Below are 21,685 nucleotides of genomic sequence, written 5' to 3'. Positions count from 1 at the left end.
GATACCGCCACGCCCTGGGCTGCCGGCAAGCCCACCAGCGCCCAAACACCGGCCGCGGCACCTTCACGTAGCCCCCAGCCCGCGACCGAGAAAGGGATCACCATCGCTAAGAGTAATACCGGCGTGAGCGCGAGCAGCCGCAACACGGGTAGCTCAACGCCAATTGCACGGGCTGCGCAGACCATCACTAAGCCATAGCTCAAGACAATCATCAGCGACGAGAGCAGTTGCCGAGGCCATACGCCGCGTTGCAATAAGCCACGCTTAATATCGCGTGCTAAGGCTTGGCTCCAGTCTGGCAGCCGCCCAGACCAGGCGCTAAAGCGATGGCGCAGCAACAGCCCGCCGGCGATCGCTAAGGCTGGCCCTATCACTATGCTGAGGCCAACCACCGTGATCACGGGCATACCCAAGGCGGCATGCCAAAGCGGCGAAAACAGCAGCGCCGTTAGCGTTAATAGCACTAACGCTAGCTGGCCCGACGCACGTTCAATAATCACCGCCCGCCAGGCCTTGCCCCGGGACTGCGCTTGGCGGGCATGACGATGAGCGCGGCCTGCATCGCCTAGCACTCCTCCCGGCAACAGCTGATTGACTAACAGCGCGAGATAATACTCGCGCAGCGCATAGCCGAATCTCAGCGGCACGTTAATTAGCCCCGCGGTGAACTGCCAACGCCAAGCGCTGAGCATGATCTGTAGCGTACTGATAACAAACGCCAGGACTACCCAGCCGACAGAGAAACGCTGCACCTCATCAACGATCGCCCTAGGGTCAACCCACAGTGCGACTGCTCCCAGCAGGGCGACGCTGACAACGCCACGGTGAAGCCATGGGCTGCCTAACATCGCGTGTAGCTGCGTGCGGACTCTCGGCGCCTGGGCCATTGGTTTACGCCTCTTCCTGGGGCATGGCGAACAGATCACGATGCCCCACCCAGATACCTAATTCACCGCCAGCAACCGCCTGCTGACGATGCTGCAACCAGGCGGCAATACGTGCCGATGATTCAGGCACTTGTTCTGTTACGGCCAGCGCCCAGCCTTCCAACAGCGCCGACATCAACGGCAGCTGCTCGCGATTGCCAGCGCTTAGATGCCAAGGCGTTTCAGCTTGCTCAATGCGGTACTGCGCCTTTTCTAAGGCGGCGACTAACGCGTCATGGGCCTGGCCACCCAGCGCGGCACCTAGTCCTTTATCGCGCTGCTGGTGAGCCATAAACATCGCCAGCATCCAGTGATCTTCATCGTCTACTACCGGGGCGTCGAGGACATCCGTAAAGTACCACTCGCCGGTCACGCTTAAGGCAATCAATAGGGCCTGATGCTGATGAGCACAGCGAGTGACCAGTTCATCAATCCACTGCTGTGAAACCAAATCAAGCAGCGCTGACGCGGTCACTAGGTGTGAGTCGTTGATCGGCACATCGCTCAGCGGCTCAAGCGATACGCAGTGTGTTTCAACCGTTACGGGCAACCCCTGACAATCGCTAAACTCCACCACTCGCTGCTGGGCCTGCTCTAACAGCCCAGCGTCATGATCGATTAATTTCCAGCGCTGGTAGCTGCCCAGATGCGGGGCAAGAAAGCGCATATTGCTGCCTCGGCCGCAGCCAAGATCCGCTATGCGGGGTGATGCTGCACGCGCACTGAGCCACTCAGACGCCTGCATGGCCAGCGGTTGGCTGCGCGAGGCAATGTCAGCCTCTTCGCGCAGCGTCAACCAGTCTGCTGCAAACTGGCTGCCGGCACTAAAGCCAAGCGGAGCCCTCGGCGTGGTTAACGCAGCAGCAAAGTCAGCGCCTGCCGCCTGCCAGTCATTAAGGCTATGGCGTGCTTGCGCAGCGCCTTGACGAAGCTGATGGCGTAAATCGGGGTCACCGCAAAATCGATTAAGGGCATCTTGCAGCGCCTCGCTATCACCCGGCGGAACGCTCAAACCCGCCCCCGGCGGCAGCGTATCGCGCAGCGCACCACCGGTGGTGGTAATCACCGGCAGGCCGTGGGCCAGCGCCTCAGTAATCACCATGCCGTACCCTTCATACCAAGACGGCAACACGAGGGCGTGGGCACGCTGGTATGCTGCTTCAAGCGTTTCATCATCGCACTCACCGTGCAAGATTACTCGATCGGCAAGCTGATATTGCTCGATAAGCTGCTGAACGCGCTGGGTAAACGCAGCGTCGCGCGCACCGCCATAGCAGTCACATTGCCAGTTATCCCCCGCTACGCCTGCCAACGCCTGAACTAAAATATCCTGCCCTTTGCGAGGTGTTACCGTCGCCACACACAGTAGCCTCAGCGACTCGCCTGGCTCGTCGGCGCGACTTACCGGCGCTTGAGCGACTCCCGGCTCAACGACCGAAACATCGGCATTGAGCGGCATGGCGTAGTTCGTTGCCAGTTCCAGCACACGCCGAGCGGTAAAATGACTAGTGACGATAATGCGTGCCACGCCTGCAAGGGCCGCAAGTTCACTGCGATGAAAGCGCTGCTGATCCGCTTCGCTCAGACCCAGCTCATCACCTAACGGATGATGCAGCAGAGAGGTAATATCCAAGCGCTGCCCGTGTAGAGCGATCACCTCTGGCAATGCCCCCATGGCCAGCCCATCAATCACCACCGACGCCCCTTGTGGCAACGACTCAAGCGCTTGGGTGAGCTGCTGTGTTGCCTCGCTATCGGGATCAGGAAACGCACCAGAAAGGCCGATCACGTCGATCTCCCAGCCCTGCTCACGCAAGGCTGCGACGATGTGCGCATCGTAAAGATAGCCACCGGTGCGTTGCGCAGGGTCGCCAGCAACGATTAACGTGAAATGCCGACTCATAGCGCGCCTTCGAAGCTTGCCCAGGCCACATGAGACTCGTGGAGTTTGATTTCCATATGCGTAATACCACGGGCCGTCTGGCCCATTTCCCCCTCGCCAATCGCGCCGGCGAGCTTGTCAAAAATCGCCTTGGCCATAAATTCCGTGGTGGTGTTTTTGCCTGAGAACTCGGCTTCTTCGTCCAAATTGCGAAAGTTGTAGCCCGCAAGCACCTCTTTTACCGTTTCACTCGCCAGGCCAATATCGATCACGAGGCCATCTTCATCTAGCTCAGGGCGTTGAAAAACCACATCCACGACATAGGTCGCCCCATGCGTACGCTGGGCAGGGCCAAAAATCTCGCCTTTAAAGCTATGCGCAATCATAAAATGGTCACGGACGCATAAACGGTACATAGAGACTCCTTGTCATCAATAATTAGTTCTGAAATGTAGCTATGAAAAAATAGTTATAAAAAACAGCTATAAAAAAAGTTACGAATAGCGTAATCGGTGGCACAGCGCGGTGCTTCCTGACCCCAATAGATGCGGTGCAAGCGCGGGGAAATCGTGAAAGTCGCTTTCACCACTCACTAAAATGTCCAGCCGATCGTCGTCCAGCAAATTTAGCGCTAACGCTAAGCGGCGGCGATAGTCCCAGCGGGAAAGCAGTTTCGTAGGCAGTTGGCCGACTTGGCTAGCGCGAAGCGTCAAGCGCTGGGAATGAAAGGCGCCGCCCAAAGGCAATGTCACGTCATCTTCGCCGAACCAGCTCATCTCAATGAGTCGGCCCGCGTTACCCAGTAGGTCAAGCCCCTGACGCAGCCCGTCAGGGTGCCCGCTGGCGTGAATAACGCAGTCTTGATTGTGAGGGGCCTGGTCGGGAGTACTAAACGCCACCCCTAGGTGGGCGGCAACGGTCTCGCGCTCAGGGTTAATATCGATTAGGTGTACATTCACCCCGGGAATTTGGATGCACAAATACGCCACTAAAGCGCCTACTACGCCCGCGCCGATGACGCACACCTGCTCGCCCAGCATGGGCTCTGCGTCCCACACGCCGTTAATCGCCGTTTCCATATTGGCAGTCAGCACCGCGCGTTGAGCAGGCACATTTGCAGGAATGGCAACGACCGCCGAGGCGGGCACCACATAGTGATCTTGATGGGGAAACAGACAAAAAACGGATTTATTCAGCAGTTCATCGGGGCCATGCTCGACACGCCCAACGCTGCAGTAGCCGTATTTTACCGGGCCAGGAAACGTCCCTTTTTGAAAAGGAGCCTGCATGCGCGCAAACTCGCTCGCCGGTACACGGCCATTGAATACCAACGATTCGGTACCCCGGCTAATCCCACTGTACAAGGTGCGTACAAGCACTTCATCTTGCCCAGGGGGCTTGAGTATTTCACGCCGCATCTCGCCTTGCTGGGGGTTGGTCACCCAAAAGGCAGTGGCGTAGTCAGGCGCCAGCATAGCCATTCCTTTTCGTTGCGAGCTCAACCAACCCGAGCCCATGCTCATTCCATTGAATGCTACGTTTTATCGCTAGGCTGCGAACTAGCTAGTCTGCGAACTAACAACGTCTTGCACCATAAGCCCGTTAGCGTTGTCGCATAGCCAGTGGCCACCTTCAGAATAGTGTTCAATGGCTCACCTAATTCAGCGTAGCGCTTGGAAAGAAAATATTCGATTAACAATTTTTAAACACTTGATACTATCACTGCCTTCAACGTTAAGTTGCTCTATGTACAACCCTACCTTCTTCTACAAGAATGGTACATATAAAAATAGTTGCATCACTTACTTTAACTGCGGACAGCGACGCCGCTTCGTGAGCCAACATGCCGCTTTTCTCAAACGCGTCTTCCTGCACTCCGCACAAGTCGCTTTATACCGCTTTTGAGCTGCTTTTAGGCAGTCTGACATTAATCATCCTTGGCAATGCTTTGCCGTTACTTATGCTGGGCTCCAGCAACTGGTGGGTGGCCGGTGGTTTCTACGCGTTTATTTCTATACTGATTCTAATTTTCTGGCCCCACGGGGCGCTCGGATGGGCAAATCGCGTCACGCTGATACGCGCGGTGCTGGTGGCCATAGTGGCTGCTGGCTTGCTCGCAGGCGCTTTTAAAAACGCTATTTGGCAGTGGCTGTTGATTGCGGTAATAGCGTTGCTGCTTGACGGCGTGGACGGTTGGATCGCGCGATACACGTACAGCCACTCAACCTTTGGCGCGCGCTTTGACATGGAGCTAGACGCCCTGCTGATTATGCTGCTATGCGTCGGGCTGTGGGAGTTTGAATCGCTGGGCGCCTGGGTATTGCTCATTGGCGGCATGCGCTATCTGTTTGTGATGGCGGGCTGGCGATTCAAGTGGCTAACCGCCCCTCTGTTTGCCAGCTTTCGCCGCAAAGCAGTATGCGTATGGCAAGTGGCGGCGCTACTCCTAGCACTGACGCCGCTCAACTCGCCGCTAATGGCTAATTTACTAACGCTCAGCGCGTTAGTTTCGTTAGCTTATTCATTCGGGGTCGATGTACGTTGGCTCTACGCAAGATCTAAACCCTAAGCAGAGCTAATCGGCCAGCCGATTCTGAAGCGCATTTAACGCGTTAGTATCGGCCTCTAGCTCGCGGGTTGCGTCTTCTAGCTTGGCACGTCTTGTTTCAATATCGCCGGCATCGCCTTCACTGAGAGCCTCTTCAAGATCAGCCTGACGCTCTTGAACCTCCTCCTGGCTTTCCCGCACGTCCTTTGCAGCATCGTCTAGCACGCCTTCGTTGGTGCATTGGGCTTCTATAGCGTCTAACGCACGCTGCAAACCGTCAATACGATGTTGATTACCATGCTCACGGGCGTATTCAAGCTGTGCTTGAACGTCAGCTGTCTTGTCCTCACACAACATGTCCGTGGCATGTGCCAACGGCATGGTGACAACGCCTGCCATCATGATGAACCCGAGCATGGTTAATGATTGCTTTTGCATAGCTCTCTCCTGCCTGTTTTACGAATTTTCCTGGCTAATCATTTTACAGCACTGCCTTACGGCGCAAATGCGATATAGTTATCACAAAATACAATTTATTGCATAAAAGAAATATTCTATATTCTTTATAAGAATATAGAATCTCTTCAAAGCAAAATCTCTTCAAAGCATTGGACACCGCTCGCTATGAACATTCAGCAGTTACGCATCGTACGCGAGACCGTGCGTCAACACTTTAATCTGACAGAAGCCTCCAACGCGCTGTTCACGTCACAGTCTGGGGCCAGCAAGCATATCCGTGATTTAGAACAAGAGCTGGGCGTTGAGCTATTCGAACGGCGCGGCAAGCGTATTCTAGGGCTGACCGTGGCGGGCAGTACGCTAATTGATTGTATTGAGCGTATTTTGTTGGATGTCGAAAACCTCAAACGCTCGGCGCATCAGCTTACCCATGAGGATCAAGGCAGCCTGGCCATTGCGACGACGCATACCCAGGCCCGCTACGCCCTGCCACCGATTATCGCCCGTTTTAAAAAAATCTTTCCCAACGTGCACTTGGAGCTGCATCAGTGCAGCCCGGAGGAAATTGTCTCGTTATTAAAAGCGGGCAAGGTCGATATCGGCATTGCCACGGAAGCGCTTAACGAGGAAGGGCCGCTATTTGCCTGCTTCCCCTTCTACCATTGGTATCACGGCGTAGTAGTGCCTCAAGAACACCCGCTTAATGATGGATTACCACTGACGCTTGAGCGCATTACCGAGCATCCTATTGTGACGTACCACGAAGGATATACGGGTCGAAAGCGAATCGATACCGCGTTTTCGACAGCCGATGTCTACCCTGACATTGTGCTAACCGCGCTTGATGCGGATGTCATCAAAACTTACGTTGAGCTAGGCATGGGCGTTGGTTTGATCGCATCGATGGCTTATCACGAGCAGCGCGACCAGGGCTTAAAACTGCTGGATGCCAGCAGCTTATTTCCGCGCAACACCACCTATCTTGCGCTGAGGCGCGGCCACTTTTTACGCGGCTATGCCTATCAGTTTTTGAAGCTTTGCCGTGAAAACTTAGACGAAGAGACCGTCCAGAAGGTGCTAGCTGGCCGTCAGGATTAATCCACCTCTTAATCACAAAAAAACATAAGCAATCCATTTTTTATTCGTTAATTAGCATATAGAACCCCGTTAGGCTGCTCCCATCACATCAATAAACGATCGTTCAAGATCCGACTCTGGAGCAGCCTAACTATGCGAACTATCTCTTCATCAACCAGCTCTTCTTCAACTAGCTCTTCTTCCAGTATTTGGCAACTCTCCAAACTCACAGGCGCCGTTCTGCTGGCCGGCGCCGTGCTGGCGGTTACCTTTAGCACCACCGCCCAGGCTCAAAGTGAAAGCGTTGAGCTTCTCAACGTCTCTTACGACCCCACCCGTGAGTTCTATCGCGAATACAACGAACTGTTTGACGAATTTTGGCAAGCTGAGCACGGCCAATCTGTGACCGTTCGCCAGTCTCATGGTGGCTCAGGCTCGCAAGGCCGCGCCATCATCGACGGTATTGATGCAGATGTGGCGACACTGGCACTCGCTTACGATATTGACGCAATTCATGAACGTGCTGACTTAATTCCGCAAGACTGGCAGTCGCGCCTTCCTAATAACAGCTCTCCTTACACGTCCACCATCGTTCTACTGGTGAGAGAAGGTAACCCTAAAAACATTCAGGATTGGGATGACTTAGCCCAAGAAGGCATTGACGTCATTACGCCCAACCCGAAAACATCAGGCGGAGCACGCTGGAACTTCCTGGCGCTGTGGGGCTACGGCTTAGAGCAGTTCGATGGTGATGAACAGCAGACCTATGATTTCGTGCGCCAGGTATATGAAAACGTGCCGGTGCTCGACTCAGGTGCCCGCGGCGCGACCAACACCTTTGTCCAGCGCCGCATTGGCGATGTGTTTATCGCTTGGGAAAACGAAGCATTCTTGTCAGTGGAGCAGCTAGGACAGGGTGAGTACGAAATCATTGTGCCGTCTCAGAGCATTCTTGCTGAGCCACCCGTGACCGTGCTGGATGCCAACGTTGATCGTAAGGGCACCCGCGAAGTAGCAGAAGCTTATTTAGAACATCTCTATACCGATGAAGCCCAGCACTTAGCAGCTAAACACTACTACCGGCCAAGCAATCAGGAAATCTTGGCTGAGTATAGTGATGAGTTTCCAGCACTCGATCTTTTTACCATCGATGAGGTCTTCGGCGGCTGGCAAGAAGCCCAGCAGCGCTTCTTCAATGATGGCGGTGTATTTGACGACATTCTCGAAGCGATCAACACCCAGTAAATCGCGTGTAACCAACCTGCCAGGGGGCTATCGCCTCCCGGTATTTTAACGAGAAGCCACTATGTCGATCACCCCTGCCAAGCGTCGCGTCATCCCAGGGTTTGGTCTCACCATGGGGTTCACCCTGCTGTATATGGGGTTGGTGTTTCTGATCCCGGTGGGCGCCTTTTTGCTCTATACCACCACCATGAGCTGGGACACATTTTGGAGTGCGGTCACTCAGCGTCAGGTCGTCGCTTCCTACAAACTGTCTTTTGGCGGTTCCTTAATTGCCGCAACAATCAACTTGGTGTTTGGGGCATTGGTTGCCTGGGTATTGGTGCGTTACCGGTTTCCTGGTAAGCGTTTGGTCGATGCGCTGGTTGATCTACCGTTTGCCCTGCCAACGGCGGTAGCCGGTATCGCCCTAGTAACGCTCTACGCGAGCACCGGCTGGGTGGGGCAATACTTGGATGTGTTTGGCATTCGCATCGCCTACACACAGCTGGGCGTGGTGATTGCCCTTACTTATATCGGTTTACCGTTTGTGGTGCGTACCGTACAACCGGTGTTGGAAGACTTAGAAGCCGAGCTGGAAGAAGCCTCCGCAAGCCTGGGTGCTGACCGCCTCACCACCATACGTCGGGTTATTTTCCCCGCGCTATTCCCCGCCCTGCTCACCGGCTACGCACTGGCCTTCGCACGGGCGTTGGGCGAGTACGGCTCGGTGGTCTTTATCTCTGGCAATCTGCCATTTCGTACCGAAATTACCCCGCTATTGATCGTCGCCAAGGCTGAACAATACGACTACCACGGCGCAGCCGCTATCGGCACAGTCATGCTTGTCGCTGCATTTTTAATGCTGCTGGTCATTAACGGCCTGCAGTGGTGGGCCAGTCGGCGCCATGGATAACAGGAGTACGCCGTGACAACGTCATCAACGGTCATTGAGACCCATGACACTATCGCTAAACGCTGGCGACGCGCGACCGAAGAGCCCGCTTGGCTGCGAATCATCCTCATCACCATCGCCTTAATCTTCCTGGGTCTTTTTTTAGTGCTGCCGTTAACGGTCGTGCTTTACGGTGCCTTTGAACAAGGTATTGGCGTCTGGTACGGCGCGGTAAGCGACCCTGATGCGCTATCGGCGATTCGCTTAACGTTTCTCATCGTGGTCATTGTTGTACCGCTCAATACGCTGTTCGGCGTGGCGGCCGCTTGGTCTATCGCCAAGTTTGAGTTTCGCGGCAAGTCGATTTTAATTTCGCTCATCGACATGCCCTTTGCGATATCTCCCGTGGTGGTGGGCCTAATCTTCGTCATTTTGTTCGGCTCACAGGGTTGGCTTGGGCCTTGGCTCTCGGCTCACGATATGCGGATTATTTTCGCCATTCCTGGCATCGTCATCGTGATCGCTTTTGGCACTCTGCCGTTTGTTGCACGCGAGCTTATCCCGCTTATGCAGCAGCAGGGTAAAGAGGAAGAAGAGGCTTCTTTAACGCTGGGCGCCAACGGCTGGAAAACGTTCTGGTACGTCACGCTGCCCAATATCAAATGGGGGCTGATTTACGGCGTCATTCTGTGTAATGCCCGCGCAATGGGCGAGTTTGGCGCGGTGGCCGTTGTGTCTGGCCGCATTCGTGGTGAAACCAACACCATGCCGCTGCATATCGAAGTGCTTTACAACGAATACATGTTCACCGCCGCCTTTGCCGTCTCTTCGCTATTGACAGGCCTAGCGCTGGTCACCATCGCGATTAAAAGCGCCGTTGAGTGGAACGAAGAGCGCCGTCAGCGCATTGCCGCCGCATGACCCCCTTTAGCTCTTCACAGAGATAAGAGAGAGCCTTCATGAGCATCGAAATTGATCACGTTAACAAACACTTTCGCGACTTTGTGGCGGTAGATAATGTCAGCCTCACTTTCCGTGATGGCGAACTGACTGCCCTACTCGGCCCTTCTGGTTCGGGCAAAACCACTCTGCTGCGGATCATTGCCGGCCTTGAGCAACCCGATACCGGACGCATCCGCTTTCACGGCGAAGATACCACTGACCTGCACGTCAGTGAACGCGGCGTTGGCTTTGTATTTCAGCACTATGCGCTGTTCAAACATATGACCGTGTTTCAAAACGTGGCTTACGGACTCACCGTTCGGCCACGCAAAACCCGCCCCAGTAAAACCGAGATTAAGCAAAAGGTCATGCGGCTACTAGAGCTAGTGCAGCTGGACTGGACCGCACATCGTTATCCGCACCAGCTTTCTGGTGGCCAGCGCCAGCGCATAGCGTTGGCTCGCGCGCTGGCGGTCGAACCTAAAGTGCTGCTGCTGGATGAGCCTTTCGGCGCGCTGGATGCCAAGGTACGCGCAGAGCTTCGCCGCTGGCTACGCAGGCTCCACGACGATATCCACGTTACCAGCGTTTTCGTCACTCACGACCAGGAAGAGGCGTTGGAAGTCTCTGATCGCGTCGTCGTCATGAATAAAGGCCGCGTTGAGCAAGATGGCTCGCCAGAGGAGGTCTATGACCACCCTGCCAATCCTTTCGTTTACCAGTTTTTAGGTAACGTGAACCTGTTTCATGCACGGGTTCATGACGGCGTTGCACGCATTGGCGATGTGCAGCTGCCGGCACCGGAATTTGCAGGCTATAAGAATGAGCTAGGCCAGGCCTACGTGCGACCCCATGAAATCGAAGTGTTTGCTGGGCGTGAGCATGCTGATGCTTTGCATGCCAAAATCGAGCTGGTCTCGGTTGTCGGTCCCACCGTTCGGCTTGAACTGCGTACCAATAACAGCGAAGCGCTGATCCACGCTGAACTCACCAAGCACCGCTTTCGCGCGTTAGGACTAGCCCAAAATGGAGATGCTTGGATTCGCCCGATGTACAGCCGTATTTTCTTGCCTGATGAACGTGTTTCAAACGGTTAAGCATTTAATGGGCAGATTTCGTCGCTGGTGCGAGCGCCACCAGCGACCAGCCCCCATGGCACCAAACAAATCAAAACTCCCCCCCTGGCTTGGGCCTCGTGACATTATGGATTGGATCGATGGGCCTTGAGTAGAAATAAACGATACAGTTCACGGGATACTTCTCAACGTTTAGGTACTTATCAGCGGCTAAAACCATCATTCAATGTCTATTGTCCAATTACGCTTAGCATTACAGAGTGGTGTGGTTATACTCTCTGTCAGAACAGATCTGTTAGTAATGATCGATTATATTAAGTCATGCCATCATGAGAGCTTCCCTGCTCTCACTAACCACTGATTTAAAAAGCATGTGCACCGTGGAGCGACTCAAGAGCTTCCACCTTTAACGTGCTCAACAAACCATGCGTGCGCTCCCTCGGACGAGGAAGTGGTACGTTAATCGTATGCAGTATCGTACCTGGATGACTTCCCATCACTAATACCCGATCCGCCAGATACAGCGACTCATCGATATCGTGGGTAACCAGCAAGATAGCAATGCTATGGGAGTCGGCAATCGACAGTAGCAAATCCTGCAACCGCATCCTCGTAAATGCATCCACCGCGCTAAACGGCTCATCCAGTAGCAGTACATCTGGCCGCGAATATAATCCTCTCGCAATCGCAACACGCTGAGCCATTCCACCGGATAACTGCTTTGGCAGCGCTCTCTCCCACCCTACCAATCCCACCTCAGAGAGCAGTTCATGCGCTCGTCCGATATCAGCCCGCTTACCATCAGAAAAGCTGACATTTTCCTCCACTGTAAGCCACGGCATCAGGCGAGGCTCTTGGAAAATAAAGGCGACCCGACGCATGCTCTGTTGCTGACGTGCGTGCTCAAGAAGTCTTACCCGACCGACAAAATCGCGATCCAGGCCCGATGCGATTCTTAGCAATGTGCTTTTCCCGCAGCCGCTGGGGCCTAGCAACGCAACAACTTCCCGGGGCTTAATCCCCACATGAACATGATCAAGGATTAGCGTATCGCCAAAGCGCTTCTCATGAACATCAAGTCTCAATACATCTGTCATTATGTCTGCCGCTCCTCAATGGGCTGTGCTAAAAGCATCTCGCCAGCGTAGGCTGCGCTCTTCGACAAACTTCAAAAGGGTATCGGTTAATTTGCCCATTACCGCCAATGAGGCGATGGCAATAAGCACCAGATCAGGTCGAGAGACCTCTCTACCATCGGTTAGCAAATATCCTATTCCCTGGGTGGCGGCTAATAGTTCAGCGGCAACGACACATAACCATGCCATCGACAGGCCGTTTCGTAGCCCCGTAAATAGATAAGGCTGGGCGGCGGGCACAAAGATACGCCGAATTTTATCAAGGTGGGAGAAGTGGTACATATCCCCCACCTCGACAAGTTTGCGATCAACGTTACGAATACCGGCGACCAAACTCATATAAACAGGAAAGAAAGAACCTATGGCAATGAGGGTAATTTTGGAAGTCTCACCAATACCTAGCCAAATTAGCAGTAAAGGTACCCAAGCAAGCCCGGGTACAGCCCTTAGCGCCTGAAACGTTGGATCTACATACGCCTCGATTGAACCGCTAATGCCTACCAGCGCGCCGAGCACTAGTGCCAATACCGCACCGCATATAAATCCTGCAAAGACACGCCCGGTGCTAGCTGCAATGTGCTGCCACAATGCCCCTTCTGCTAATTCCACCAGCGTGGCTGCCAACTCACTAGGAGCTGGCATTATATAAGAAGGCACCAATCCACTACGCACTACCGCTTCCAGTAGAGCTATTAAAAACATCGGAAGCAGCCATCCTCGCCAGCGGCGCCTACCCCGTGCCACGTTTTTGAGCATGGGTCGGGGACGGGCCTGTCCGCTATCTGCATTCGAAGCATCGCGCACGTCACTATGCGATGGAACCACGCGTGTCATGGTGACTCTACCTCAAGTAGCTTATCGATTAAGGTTGCATCGACCAGGCTATCCAAGGCGTCCTCTACATCTGCATTGCGACGTAAGATGCCATCTGCTTGGAGTAGTGGAATGACAGGCTCAATGGCTGCAATAAATCGTTCATCTGGAATGGGCGAATCGAAGTTATAACGTGCCAGTTGGAGTTGAATAACCTCAACCGGCAGTTGTGTCTCATCGGCCACTAACTGTGCGGTTTCACCAGGGTTATCAATGATCCATTGGCGAGCACGCTCATACGTTTTCAGCACGAGAGTGACGACATCGGGGTAGTCACGCAGAAAGCTTTCGGTGGTATTAAGCGATGCACCCAGCCCAAACTCAGGATTACGATAAATAAAGCGGTTACCAGCGAGCTCAGCTGAAGCCATATGAGGATCCAAACCGGCCCAAACATCCACACGCGCCTGCTCAAGTACCGTTTTTCCATCGGGATGCTGCAAATGGACGATGTTGATATCACCAGGCTCAAGCTGATTGGCCTCCAATGCACGGAGTAAAAAGAAGTACGGATCCGTCCCCTTGGTAGCTGCTACGGTTTTACCTTCAATATCTGCAATTGATGTAATACTTGAATTTTCAGTCACCATTAACGCACTGGGCTCAGCCCATAAATAGCTATAAATTGTTTTAACCGGCTGCCCATTGGCACGACTAATAAAAGCAGAAATGCTTGATGTAAGAGCAAAACTAGTTGCTCGACTATTGAGAAACTCCAATGAATTATTACTACCGCGAGAGTGAACCCAGTTGACCTTTACATCATGGTTTTCCAATGCTTCTTCTAGCCACCCATGGTTTTTAATAATCAAACTTTGAGGAGAGTAATATGCATAGTCCAGACTTAACTGATCAGGGTAGCTTACCTCCGCCGAGGCTGTAGACACGCCAAGCGTCGACGTAGCTATTATTACAGCAGCCAATGAAAAGAGTTTTACTTTTTTAGCTTTCACTTCTTTTTCTCCACAACAACTAGGAAGGATCAAGGGGAGAAAACATAGTCATCAAGTTCAGCACTCGAGACAAATCACTTAACATGATAAAGGTATCAAAAAGCCTATATAACAAAAGTAAAAAAGCCCCGGCACAGAGCAGGGGCTTTTAAAATTCAAAAAACAACAATAATAAAACCATGGAGTCTCTGATTAACGTTGACATCCACTCATGTAGCATTAATGTGATGCTGCTTATATAACTTGGAATCCATGAGTCCCATCTTTCTCCAACTGCGCGACTAAACCAAACTCCCAATCCAGATAGGCCTGCATGGCCTCTTCGGGGTTATCCGTACCCTCATATGGGCGCCGGTAGCGGTCGATCAGCGGTGACAATGCTTCACCAGATCCCGTTTCTTCCGGCAATCCCACTCTTCGCCAAGCTGCATTGCCACCCTCCAGCACAACCACCTTATAGGGCACTTGCTGGGCCAACTCTTGCCGGGCGAAACGGGCTAAGCGGTCACTGCCACAGGTTAAAACGATAACCTGTGGCTGGGGCAGGGCTTTTACTTGGGAGACCACATCCGTACGCAGCACCCATTTAGCACTAGGAATGTGGCCTTTTTGATAGCGCTGATACGTCGTAAGATCGAAAATCGTTACTCCGCTTTCACCCAGCAGTATCGCTAGGCTTTCCGCCGTCACCACGTCGGCAGACTGCACCGGCGGATACCGGCGTTTTTCATTGCCTGACTCTGTGAAATGACTAGGTTCGACGCCCTCAAGCACATAGACCTCCCACCCCATTTGCGCCAGCCAAGATGCCGTCATGTTGGCACGTACGCCATCGTCGTCTACCAGCACCACCCTGGCGCCTCTCACCGCCGCATGATGATCCGTCTCTTGAACTAACTGACCTCCTGGTGCAGAGAAGGCGTCAGGAAAATGCCCTGCAGTAAATTCATCAGGGGTTCGTACGTCGAATAGATAGGTGGTGCGAGCCGGCTCTTGCTGCAAAGCAGAAAGCTGCTCTAGCGTGGCTCTTTTAACCAAGGTTTGATCCGCCAACGCGCGCGCAGAGGTCGCCGCCGCTAAACGCGTTTCATCACTAACCGGCTGGAAACACCGGGACTGGCAATACTCAAGCGTTTGCCCCGCTAGTACCCAACCGATAGTGCCATTGCGCAGCGCCGCCACTTGATTGGGGATGCCCGCGTTAATTAACGACTGGGTACCAATAAGGCTACGCGTACGCCCGGCACAATTAACGATCACTTGGGTAGAGAGGTTGGGGGCAAGCTCTTTTATACGCAACGCAAGCTCCGCACCAGGCACGCTAATGCTCGTCGGAATACTCATGGTTTGATACTCATCAAAGCGACGCGCGTCTAGCACCACCACATCAGCATTAGAGTCGAGCAATACTTTCACTTCTTCCGCGGTCAAAGAGGGCGTATGCCTTACAGACTCAACCAGTTCTCCAAACGCTTTGCTAGGAGAATTAACGTCATGAAAAATTTCACCCCCCGCTGCCTCCCATCCCTTTAGGCCGCCCTCAAGAAGCGCCACATCACTATATCCCCATATAGAAAGCTTTTGATAAGCCTGCTCTGCCAGCCCCTCACCGTTGTCATACACCACTACCGGTGTACTGAAACTAGGGACCCGAGTTAAAACCTCCAGTTCGAGGCGAGACAGGGGAATATTGGTAGCAAAGAGTGGGTGCCCTTCTGCAAACAGGGCTTCTTCACGGACATCGATAATGGCGATTTCTTGAGACTGCAACAAAGCCTCTTTAATCCTGAAAAAACCTTTGAGCGGGTAAAGCGACATACCGCCTCCTTATTAAAAATGGGGTAACTAGCAACGACATAACCAATAACATGAAACGCCTTTATTTCATTAAAACACCACCTATTCATTAATTTATTATTTTTTATTGAATAAGCTTTTCTCTTTTAACTATTTAAGCAGACGGCCAGCCTATTGCTAGCATAAAACCACCACTGAACCAGCTTAGCATTGCCACTTTTATAGATTTTTTTGTTTGCCACTTTCATTGGAGTGCCTCTCGATGGCTATTGTTTCTAAACGATTAATATCACACAGGCTCGCCGACACTGCGCTGCCCTGGGCAGTGCCTATAACACTCATACTGCTGTGGCAGCTTGCGGTCACTTTCGGATGGATTTCTAACCGCATTATGCCTGCCCCGCTGGCCGTTCTTGAAGCAGGCTGGAGACTGACCGCCTCGGGTGAAATTTTTTATCACTTAGGCATCAGTTTTCAGCGCGCGGCGCTAGGGTTTGTGATTGGAGGAGGCATAGGGCTCGGGCTTGGCCTGATCAGCGGGCTGTCTCATTGGGGCGAAAAATTATTGGATAGCACCGTGCAAATGATTCGCAACATCCCACATCTGGCACTGGTTCCGCTGGTCATTCTCTGGTTTGGCATTGATGAAACAGCCAAGATCTTTCTCGTGGTATTGGGTACGGCCTTTCCCATTTACCTCAACACCTTCCATGGCATTCGCAATATTGACTCCAACCTGATGGAGATGGCGCGCAGCTACGGCCTGTCTGGCTGGCCGCTCTTTACCACCGTGATTTTACCGGGTGCCATGTCGTCAATCCTGGTGGGCATGCGTTACTCGCTTGGGTTGATGTGGCTAACGCTTATCGTGGCGGAAACTATTTCAGCCAGTGAAGGCATTGGTTATCTCGCCATGAATGCTCGTGAATTTTTGCAAACCGACGTCGTCGTGCTCGCCATTGTGCTCTATGCGTTACTAGGCAAGTTAGCTGATGAAGCTGCCCGCTTCCTAGAGCGTCGCTGGCTGCGCTGGCACCCCGCCTATGTTAAGAGAGACTGAACATGAGCTTTTCTACCTATTCAGAAACAACGACGTCAGTTAAAGAGCGCGCTGCCAGCAGTGCTCGCACCTCCCTCTCTTCGTCGAAAGGAGGTACGCATTTACACCTCAAGGGTGTGGTTAAAAAGTTTGGTGAGCTAGAGGTACTTAAAGGCATCGACCTGGAGATCGAGAACGGCCAGTTCATTGCTATCGTGGGTCGTAGCGGATGCGGAAAAAGTACGCTACTCCGCCTGATTGCCGGATTAGATCGCCACAATGCGGGCACCTTAAGTGCCGATGGCCATGCTGACCTCGCCTCCACGGATATCCGTTTAATGTTTCAGGATGACCGGCTGCTGCCCTGGAAATCCGTTATCGACAACATTGGGATTGGCCTTAAAGGCGACTGGAAGCCTCGCGCGTTAAGAGTATTAGAAGAGGTCGGCCTTTCCGACAAAGCCGATGTGTGGCCCGCCAAACTTTCAGGTGGACAACGCCAGCGTGTTGCCCTCGCACGTGCACTTATTCATCAGCCGCAGCTACTGCTACTGGATGAACCTCTTGGTGCGCTGGATGCACTCACCAGAATCGAGATGCAGCGCCTCATTGAGCGATTATGGCAACAGCATGGTTTCACCGTATTACTGGTTACCCACGACGTTCAGGAAGCTGTGCAACTGGCGGACCGCGTGATTGTTCTGGAACAAGGGCAAATTGGCATGGATAAGGCAGTAGATCTTGCCAGACCCCGCGAACAAGCCAGCGCTGATGTCACTGCCATTGAAGGAAAAGTACTGAAACGCGTCTTAAGCCAATAACAACCATCTGACCTTACCCCTTAGCTTTTCTCATAACCCCAAAGCACACGGAATGTGCCCATTAAGGAATAACTCCATGAAACCTTTCGCTCTGCCACTCGCCTTTAAACGAACCGCCATCGTGGGGGCTTTAGCAACAGCCACACTACTTCAAGCACCGCTTACCCTGGCCGAAGAGTTACGTATTGGCTATCAGCGCTCGTCTACTCTGATGAGTGTTTTAAGGAATAACAATTCGCTTGAAGAGAAACTCGCTGAGCAGGGCGTCACCATCAACTGGTACGAATTCACCAGCGGCTTACCGATGCTTGAGTCTTTAAATGTTGGCAATATCGACATCAGCGCTGATGTCGCTGATACCGTGCCGATTTTTGCCCAAGCGGCCGGCGCCGACCTCACCTTCTATGCCAGTGAAGCCCCCTCGCCTGCCGGTCAGGCACTGATCGTTCTCGAAGACAGCGACATAGAAACATTGGAAGACCTCGCCGGTAAGCGAATTACCGTGACACGTGGCGCGGGCAACCATTACTTACTGATTGCCGCCCTTGAAAGCGTTGGCCTCACGTTGGATGACGTACGCGTCTCCTATTTGCCACCTGCCGATGCCCGTGCTGCCTTTGCCCAAGGCAATGTAGACGCCTGGATTGCGTGGGAACCCTTCCTCTCTGCCTCCCGCGCAACCCTTGAGACTCGCACTATCACAGATGGAAGCGACGGGTTGGCCAGCTACACACGTTATTACCTGGCAGCCACGCCCTATGTAGAGGCGAACCCTGAGGCGATATCAACCGTTTATGAAGCGCTAAACGAAGCGGGCAACTGGGTAAACGAGAACTCAGAAGAAGCCGCCGAGCTGTTAGCACCGCTCTGGGGCAATCTTGACCCTGACATTGTACAAACGGCCAACCTAAATCGTAGCTATGACGTTCAGCCTGTCACGCTGGAAGGCCTTGGAGAGCAACAGAAAATTGCTGATGCCTTCTTCGCCGCGGAGATTCTGCCTCATGCCGTTGATGCAACGGACTCGCCCATTTGGCAACCAGGAGAATAAGATGACCGCATCTTCTGTCGCGTCCCAAACAGCAGCGCCTGTCAAAAAAGGGAAGTTTCTGTGGTTTTTACCCACTCATGGAGATGGGCACTATTTGGGAACGGCCCAAGGAGGCCGCGAAGTCAGCCTTGGCTACCTTAAGCAAATTGCCCAAGCAGCAGACCAACTCGGCTTTTACGGGGTTCTTCTTCCCACCGGCCGAAGCTGCGAAGATTCCTGGGTGATTGCCTCCGCTCTGGTACCCACCACCGAGCGCTTGCGCTTTCTCGTTGCGGTGCGCCCGGGGTTGCAGTCGCCCACCGTGGCAGCTCGTATGACCGCAACCCTTGACCGCATTTCCAATGGCCGATTGCTGATCAATGTAGTGACCGGAGGCGATCCCGTTGAGAATAAGGGCGATGGCATCTTCCTGCCCCACGACCAACGGTATGAAGTTACCCGGGAGTTCCTGGACGTTTACCGTCGCTTGCTTGCCGGTGAAAATGTTACCTATCAGGGTAAGCATATCCACATTGAAGAGGGCCAACTGATTTTTGAACCGGCTCAAACGCCCTACCCACCACTATATTTTGGTGGTTCATCGGTAGCAGGTATCGAAGTAGCGGCGGATATCGTTGATAAATATCTCACCTGGGGTGAGCCACCGGCACAAGTGGCCGACAAAATTGCTACCGTGCGTGAAGCAGCCAACAAGGCGGGCCGTGAATTAACGTTTGGCATCCGGCTGCATGTCATTGTACGCGACACGGATGAAGAAGCATGGGCAGCGGCGGATAAACTCATTGAGCATGTGGATGATGAGACCATTGCCGCTGCACAGAAGACGTTTTCACGTATGGATTCCGAAGGCCAGCGCCGGATGGCCGCCCTACACGGTGGGCGGCGGGATAAACTTGAGGTCAGCCCCAACCTATGGGCAGGGGTGGGCCTGGTGCGCGGCGGCGCAGGCACCGCATTAGTGGGTAGCTCTGAAACCGTGGCCGAGCGTATTCGAGAATATATGGCGGTGGGCGTCGATACCTTTATTTTCTCAGGTTACCCACACTTGGAAGAGGCCTACCACTTTGGTGAAAAGGTACTTCCACTGCTGCCAAAAGACCACGAGCCGCCACCCGAACTCGACACTCTTCGCGCAGCGGTGCGCGGCGAAATAGTTGCTAACAGTACCAAGCCTCGCTAAACAAACACTTTTTAACTCAGGACTCAATATGCCTCTTTTCTCAAAGAGGCATATTTTTTATTTATCTTTATTTCTTAATAAGCTTTTCATTTATCCTTATTTACCAGCCATTGTTATTTTCTCCCCGTACGACATACTCTTTTTAATTGCAGCAATTTCAATCTGGGAGATTTAAGGATGACGTCATTAAACAAACACTATCTGATAGTGCCCGGTTGGAATGGCTCTGGTTCGGATCACTGGCAAAGCCATTGGCAAACACAGCTGCTTAATAGCTCACGTACACATGTTAATAGTTGGAGCCACCCTCAATTAAATGATTGGGTTTCATCACTTGAACATGCTATTGCTCAGGCCAAGGGGCCTATTGTCCTGATTGCTCACAGCCTTGGGTGCGTTACTGTAGCGCATTGGGCAGCCACAAGGCCAAACTTAAGGACCAAGATACAAGGCGCCTTGCTCGTCGCACCTGCTGACGTAGAACGAGGGAGTGTAAATCAGAGCTTGGCGGCGTTTGGCCCTATTCCCTTAACGCCATTACCTTTTCCCAGTTTGGTAGTCGGGTCTACCAACGACCATACCGCGAGTCTCGAACGTATTCAGCATTTTGCTAACGAATGGAAAAGCGCTCTACATATTATCCGCGATGCAGGTCATATTAATAGTGCATCAGGGCATACGCATTGGAGTGACGGTCTTCGCTTACTAAAGTGCTTTAATTATTATCGCGAGCTACATAGTGATCAGCGACGCAGTGCTTAATGTCTTTTGCTAAAAAATCATAGTCTTCTCCTTTCTCCTTCAGCGTCATCTTTCATCCCTCGTTAAGAGGGATTTTTTATCATCTTACTTATGTCTTATTTATGAATATCAACATCTAAAATACTTCCTAAGCTTTTATTTATAAATAGATGATCATTTACAGAAGCACTTCCGATGCGCAATCACTAACCACCCTGCATTGATTTATAAACACTTATTAAGGATAAGGACTTACGATGAAACTTCGCTCATTATTACTTTCTTCAGCACTCATAGCGGTTGCAACGGCCTCCTATGCCGATAATGTGGTACGCATTGGTACAACGTCTGGGGTTACGTCAGATTCACTGCTAGCGCTCAGTGATGAAATTAGTGAACAAGGTATTGACCTTCAAGTCATTGAATTTAGCAACTGGACGCTCCCCAATGAAGCGCTTAACAATGGCGATATCGATCTCAACTTTTTCCAGCACCAAGCCTTTTTAGATAACGCGATCGACCAGCGTGGCTATGAGCTCAGCATGTTGGGGCTGGGGTTATTGCAAAATATTGGTATCTACTCCAATACCCTCACCGCATTGGAGGATATTCCCGAAGGAGCCCGGGTGGCGGTTGCCAGTGATCCTGTCAATCAAGGGCGGGGGCTATTGCTACTTCAGCGCGCAGGATTAATCGAATTAAGTGATAGTGATGCCATTGGCGCTACCGTGCACGATATTACCTCGAATCCCCATCACCTCCGTTTCCATGAAATTGATGGACCACAAATCATACGCAGCCTGGATGATGTGGATTTAGCCGTTTCATGGCCCAGCCAATTTGTGAATGCAGGGCGTTCGGAGCAAGCTGGCGAGGCGCTTCTTTATTCAGGGATTGACGATACCTTCTACGCCATTGGCTTTGTGGCCCAGGAGAGCCGAACGGATGACGCTCTTCTTCTGGATGTCATTAACCAATTCCAAACGTCTCCTGCCGTAAGGGAAACCATTGATGCCAGCTATGGCGGCAACCCTGATCTCTATACGCTCCCCTGGGTAGAGTAGTTAC

20 protein-coding genes and 1 pseudogene are annotated in these 21,685 nt (G+C 52.6%); 12 read left to right on the top strand and 9 right to left on the bottom strand.

Annotation, left to right across the window (positions count from 1 at the left end; all coding sequences use genetic code 11):
• Positions 1–23 precede the first annotated feature (23 nt).
• The 4 genes and pseudogenes from ACT3TF_RS03665 to ACT3TF_RS03650 all read right to left on the bottom strand — a co-directional run.
• Positions 24–848 (bottom strand): annotated as a pseudogene (locus ACT3TF_RS03665) (lysylphosphatidylglycerol synthase transmembrane domain-containing protein); the annotation flags it as partial.
• 43 nt (positions 849–891) lie between these two features.
• Positions 892–2,829: a glycosyltransferase gene (locus tag ACT3TF_RS03660; RefSeq protein WP_444671603.1), complete on the bottom strand. Its 1,938-nt coding sequence runs from the start codon at positions 2,827–2,829 to the stop codon at positions 892–894.
• Positions 2,826–3,224, bottom strand: a complete 399-nt coding sequence (locus tag ACT3TF_RS03655) for a 6-pyruvoyl trahydropterin synthase family protein (protein ID WP_441686892.1) — start codon at positions 3,222–3,224, stop codon at positions 2,826–2,828. The genes ACT3TF_RS03660 and ACT3TF_RS03655 overlap by 4 nt, the downstream gene beginning before the upstream one ends.
• Positions 3,225–3,302: 78 nt before the next feature.
• The gene (locus ACT3TF_RS03650) at positions 3,303–4,283 is read right to left on the bottom strand and encodes a zinc-dependent alcohol dehydrogenase (RefSeq protein ID WP_444624628.1); all 981 of its coding nucleotides are present in this window, start codon (positions 4,281–4,283) and stop codon (positions 3,303–3,305) included.
• A gap of 368 nt (positions 4,284–4,651) precedes the next feature.
• On the opposite strand from ACT3TF_RS03650, the gene ACT3TF_RS03645 reads away from it, so the two are divergent.
• Positions 4,652–5,377 (top strand): CDP-alcohol phosphatidyltransferase family protein, encoded by a 726-nt coding sequence (locus tag ACT3TF_RS03645; protein ID WP_444624627.1) that lies wholly within the window; start codon positions 4,652–4,654, stop codon positions 5,375–5,377.
• Between the two features lie 6 nt (positions 5,378–5,383).
• Here the strand turns inward: ACT3TF_RS03645 and ACT3TF_RS03640 are convergent, their stop codons facing one another.
• On the bottom strand, positions 5,384–5,794 hold the full coding sequence (locus ACT3TF_RS03640; protein ID WP_444671602.1) for a DUF1090 domain-containing protein: 411 nt from the start codon (positions 5,792–5,794) through the stop codon (positions 5,384–5,386).
• A gap of 186 nt (positions 5,795–5,980) precedes the next feature.
• Here ACT3TF_RS03640 and ACT3TF_RS03635 point away from each other — a divergent pair, with 186 nt between their 5' ends.
• The 5 genes from ACT3TF_RS03635 to ACT3TF_RS03615 all read left to right on the top strand — a co-directional run bounded on the left by ACT3TF_RS03635 (position 5,981) and on the right by ACT3TF_RS03615 (position 11,047).
• The gene (locus ACT3TF_RS03635; RefSeq protein ID WP_192536049.1) at positions 5,981–6,913 is read left to right on the top strand and encodes a CysB family HTH-type transcriptional regulator; all 933 of its coding nucleotides are present in this window, start codon (positions 5,981–5,983) and stop codon (positions 6,911–6,913) included.
• A gap of 132 nt (positions 6,914–7,045) precedes the next feature.
• On the top strand, positions 7,046–8,137 hold the full coding sequence (locus tag ACT3TF_RS03630; protein ID WP_444671601.1) for a sulfate ABC transporter substrate-binding protein: 1,092 nt from the start codon (positions 7,046–7,048) through the stop codon (positions 8,135–8,137).
• Between the two features lie 61 nt (positions 8,138–8,198).
• Positions 8,199–9,029, top strand: coding sequence for a sulfate ABC transporter permease subunit CysT (gene cysT / locus ACT3TF_RS03625; RefSeq protein WP_096281592.1), 831 nt, complete (start codon positions 8,199–8,201; stop codon positions 9,027–9,029).
• Positions 9,030–9,041: 12 nt separating this feature from the next.
• Complete coding sequence (cysW, locus tag ACT3TF_RS03620; RefSeq protein ID WP_176483410.1) at positions 9,042–9,929, top strand: sulfate ABC transporter permease subunit CysW; 888 nt, start codon at positions 9,042–9,044, stop codon at positions 9,927–9,929.
• Between the two features lie 38 nt (positions 9,930–9,967).
• Entirely contained in the window at positions 9,968–11,047 is a 1,080-nt protein-coding gene (locus tag ACT3TF_RS03615) for a sulfate/molybdate ABC transporter ATP-binding protein (protein WP_441686883.1), read from the top strand.
• 341 nt (positions 11,048–11,388) lie between these two features.
• Here the strand turns inward: ACT3TF_RS03615 and ACT3TF_RS03610 are convergent, their stop codons facing one another.
• The 4 genes from ACT3TF_RS03610 to ACT3TF_RS03595 all read right to left on the bottom strand — a co-directional run bounded on the left by ACT3TF_RS03610 (position 11,389) and on the right by ACT3TF_RS03595 (position 15,806).
• Positions 11,389–12,123 (bottom strand): ABC transporter ATP-binding protein, encoded by a 735-nt coding sequence (locus ACT3TF_RS03610; protein WP_441686882.1) that lies wholly within the window; start codon positions 12,121–12,123, stop codon positions 11,389–11,391.
• A gap of 15 nt (positions 12,124–12,138) precedes the next feature.
• Positions 12,139–12,996, bottom strand: coding sequence for an ABC transporter permease (locus ACT3TF_RS03605; RefSeq protein WP_444671600.1), 858 nt, complete (start codon positions 12,994–12,996; stop codon positions 12,139–12,141).
• Positions 12,993–13,988, bottom strand: coding sequence for an aliphatic sulfonate ABC transporter substrate-binding protein (locus ACT3TF_RS03600; protein ID WP_444671599.1), 996 nt, complete (start codon positions 13,986–13,988; stop codon positions 12,993–12,995). Before ACT3TF_RS03600 ends, ACT3TF_RS03605 begins: the two co-directional genes overlap by 4 nt.
• 234 nt (positions 13,989–14,222) lie before the next feature.
• The gene (locus ACT3TF_RS03595; protein ID WP_444671598.1) at positions 14,223–15,806 is read right to left on the bottom strand and encodes a rhodanese homology domain-containing protein; all 1,584 of its coding nucleotides are present in this window, start codon (positions 15,804–15,806) and stop codon (positions 14,223–14,225) included.
• Positions 15,807–16,047: 241 nt separating this feature from the next.
• On the opposite strand from ACT3TF_RS03595, the gene ssuC reads away from it, so the two are divergent.
• The 6 genes from ssuC (at position 16,048) to ACT3TF_RS03565 (ending at position 21,681) form a co-directional block, all read left to right on the top strand.
• Complete coding sequence (gene ssuC / locus ACT3TF_RS03590; RefSeq protein WP_444671597.1) at positions 16,048–16,845, top strand: aliphatic sulfonate ABC transporter permease SsuC; 798 nt, start codon at positions 16,048–16,050, stop codon at positions 16,843–16,845.
• A gap of 2 nt (positions 16,846–16,847) precedes the next feature.
• Positions 16,848–17,645 carry an ATP-binding cassette domain-containing protein gene (locus tag ACT3TF_RS03585; RefSeq protein WP_444671596.1) on the top strand — a complete coding sequence of 266 codons (798 nt, stop codon included), beginning with the start codon at positions 16,848–16,850 and terminating at the stop codon, positions 17,643–17,645.
• A 76-nt stretch (positions 17,646–17,721) separates the two neighbouring features.
• Positions 17,722–18,696 (top strand): aliphatic sulfonate ABC transporter substrate-binding protein, encoded by a 975-nt coding sequence (locus ACT3TF_RS03580; RefSeq protein WP_444671595.1) that lies wholly within the window; start codon positions 17,722–17,724, stop codon positions 18,694–18,696.
• Between the two features lies 1 nt (position 18,697).
• Positions 18,698–19,876, top strand: a complete 1,179-nt coding sequence (ssuD, locus tag ACT3TF_RS03575; protein WP_441684847.1) for an FMNH2-dependent alkanesulfonate monooxygenase — start codon at positions 18,698–18,700, stop codon at positions 19,874–19,876.
• Positions 19,877–20,053: 177 nt separating this feature from the next.
• Positions 20,054–20,638, top strand: a complete 585-nt coding sequence (locus ACT3TF_RS03570; protein WP_441684849.1) for an RBBP9/YdeN family alpha/beta hydrolase — start codon at positions 20,054–20,056, stop codon at positions 20,636–20,638.
• A gap of 236 nt (positions 20,639–20,874) precedes the next feature.
• Positions 20,875–21,681: a MetQ/NlpA family ABC transporter substrate-binding protein gene (locus tag ACT3TF_RS03565; protein WP_441684851.1), complete on the top strand. Its 807-nt coding sequence runs from the start codon at positions 20,875–20,877 to the stop codon at positions 21,679–21,681.
• Positions 21,682–21,685 lie beyond the last annotated feature (4 nt).

It is taken from the genome of Halomonas sp. AOP25-F1-15, from assembly GCF_052378675.1.
Lineage (GTDB): Bacteria > Pseudomonadota > Gammaproteobacteria > Pseudomonadales > Halomonadaceae > Vreelandella > Vreelandella casei.
The sequence above is the reverse complement of the archived record's forward strand: the minus strand, read 5'-3'. Positions and strand labels throughout refer to the sequence as shown.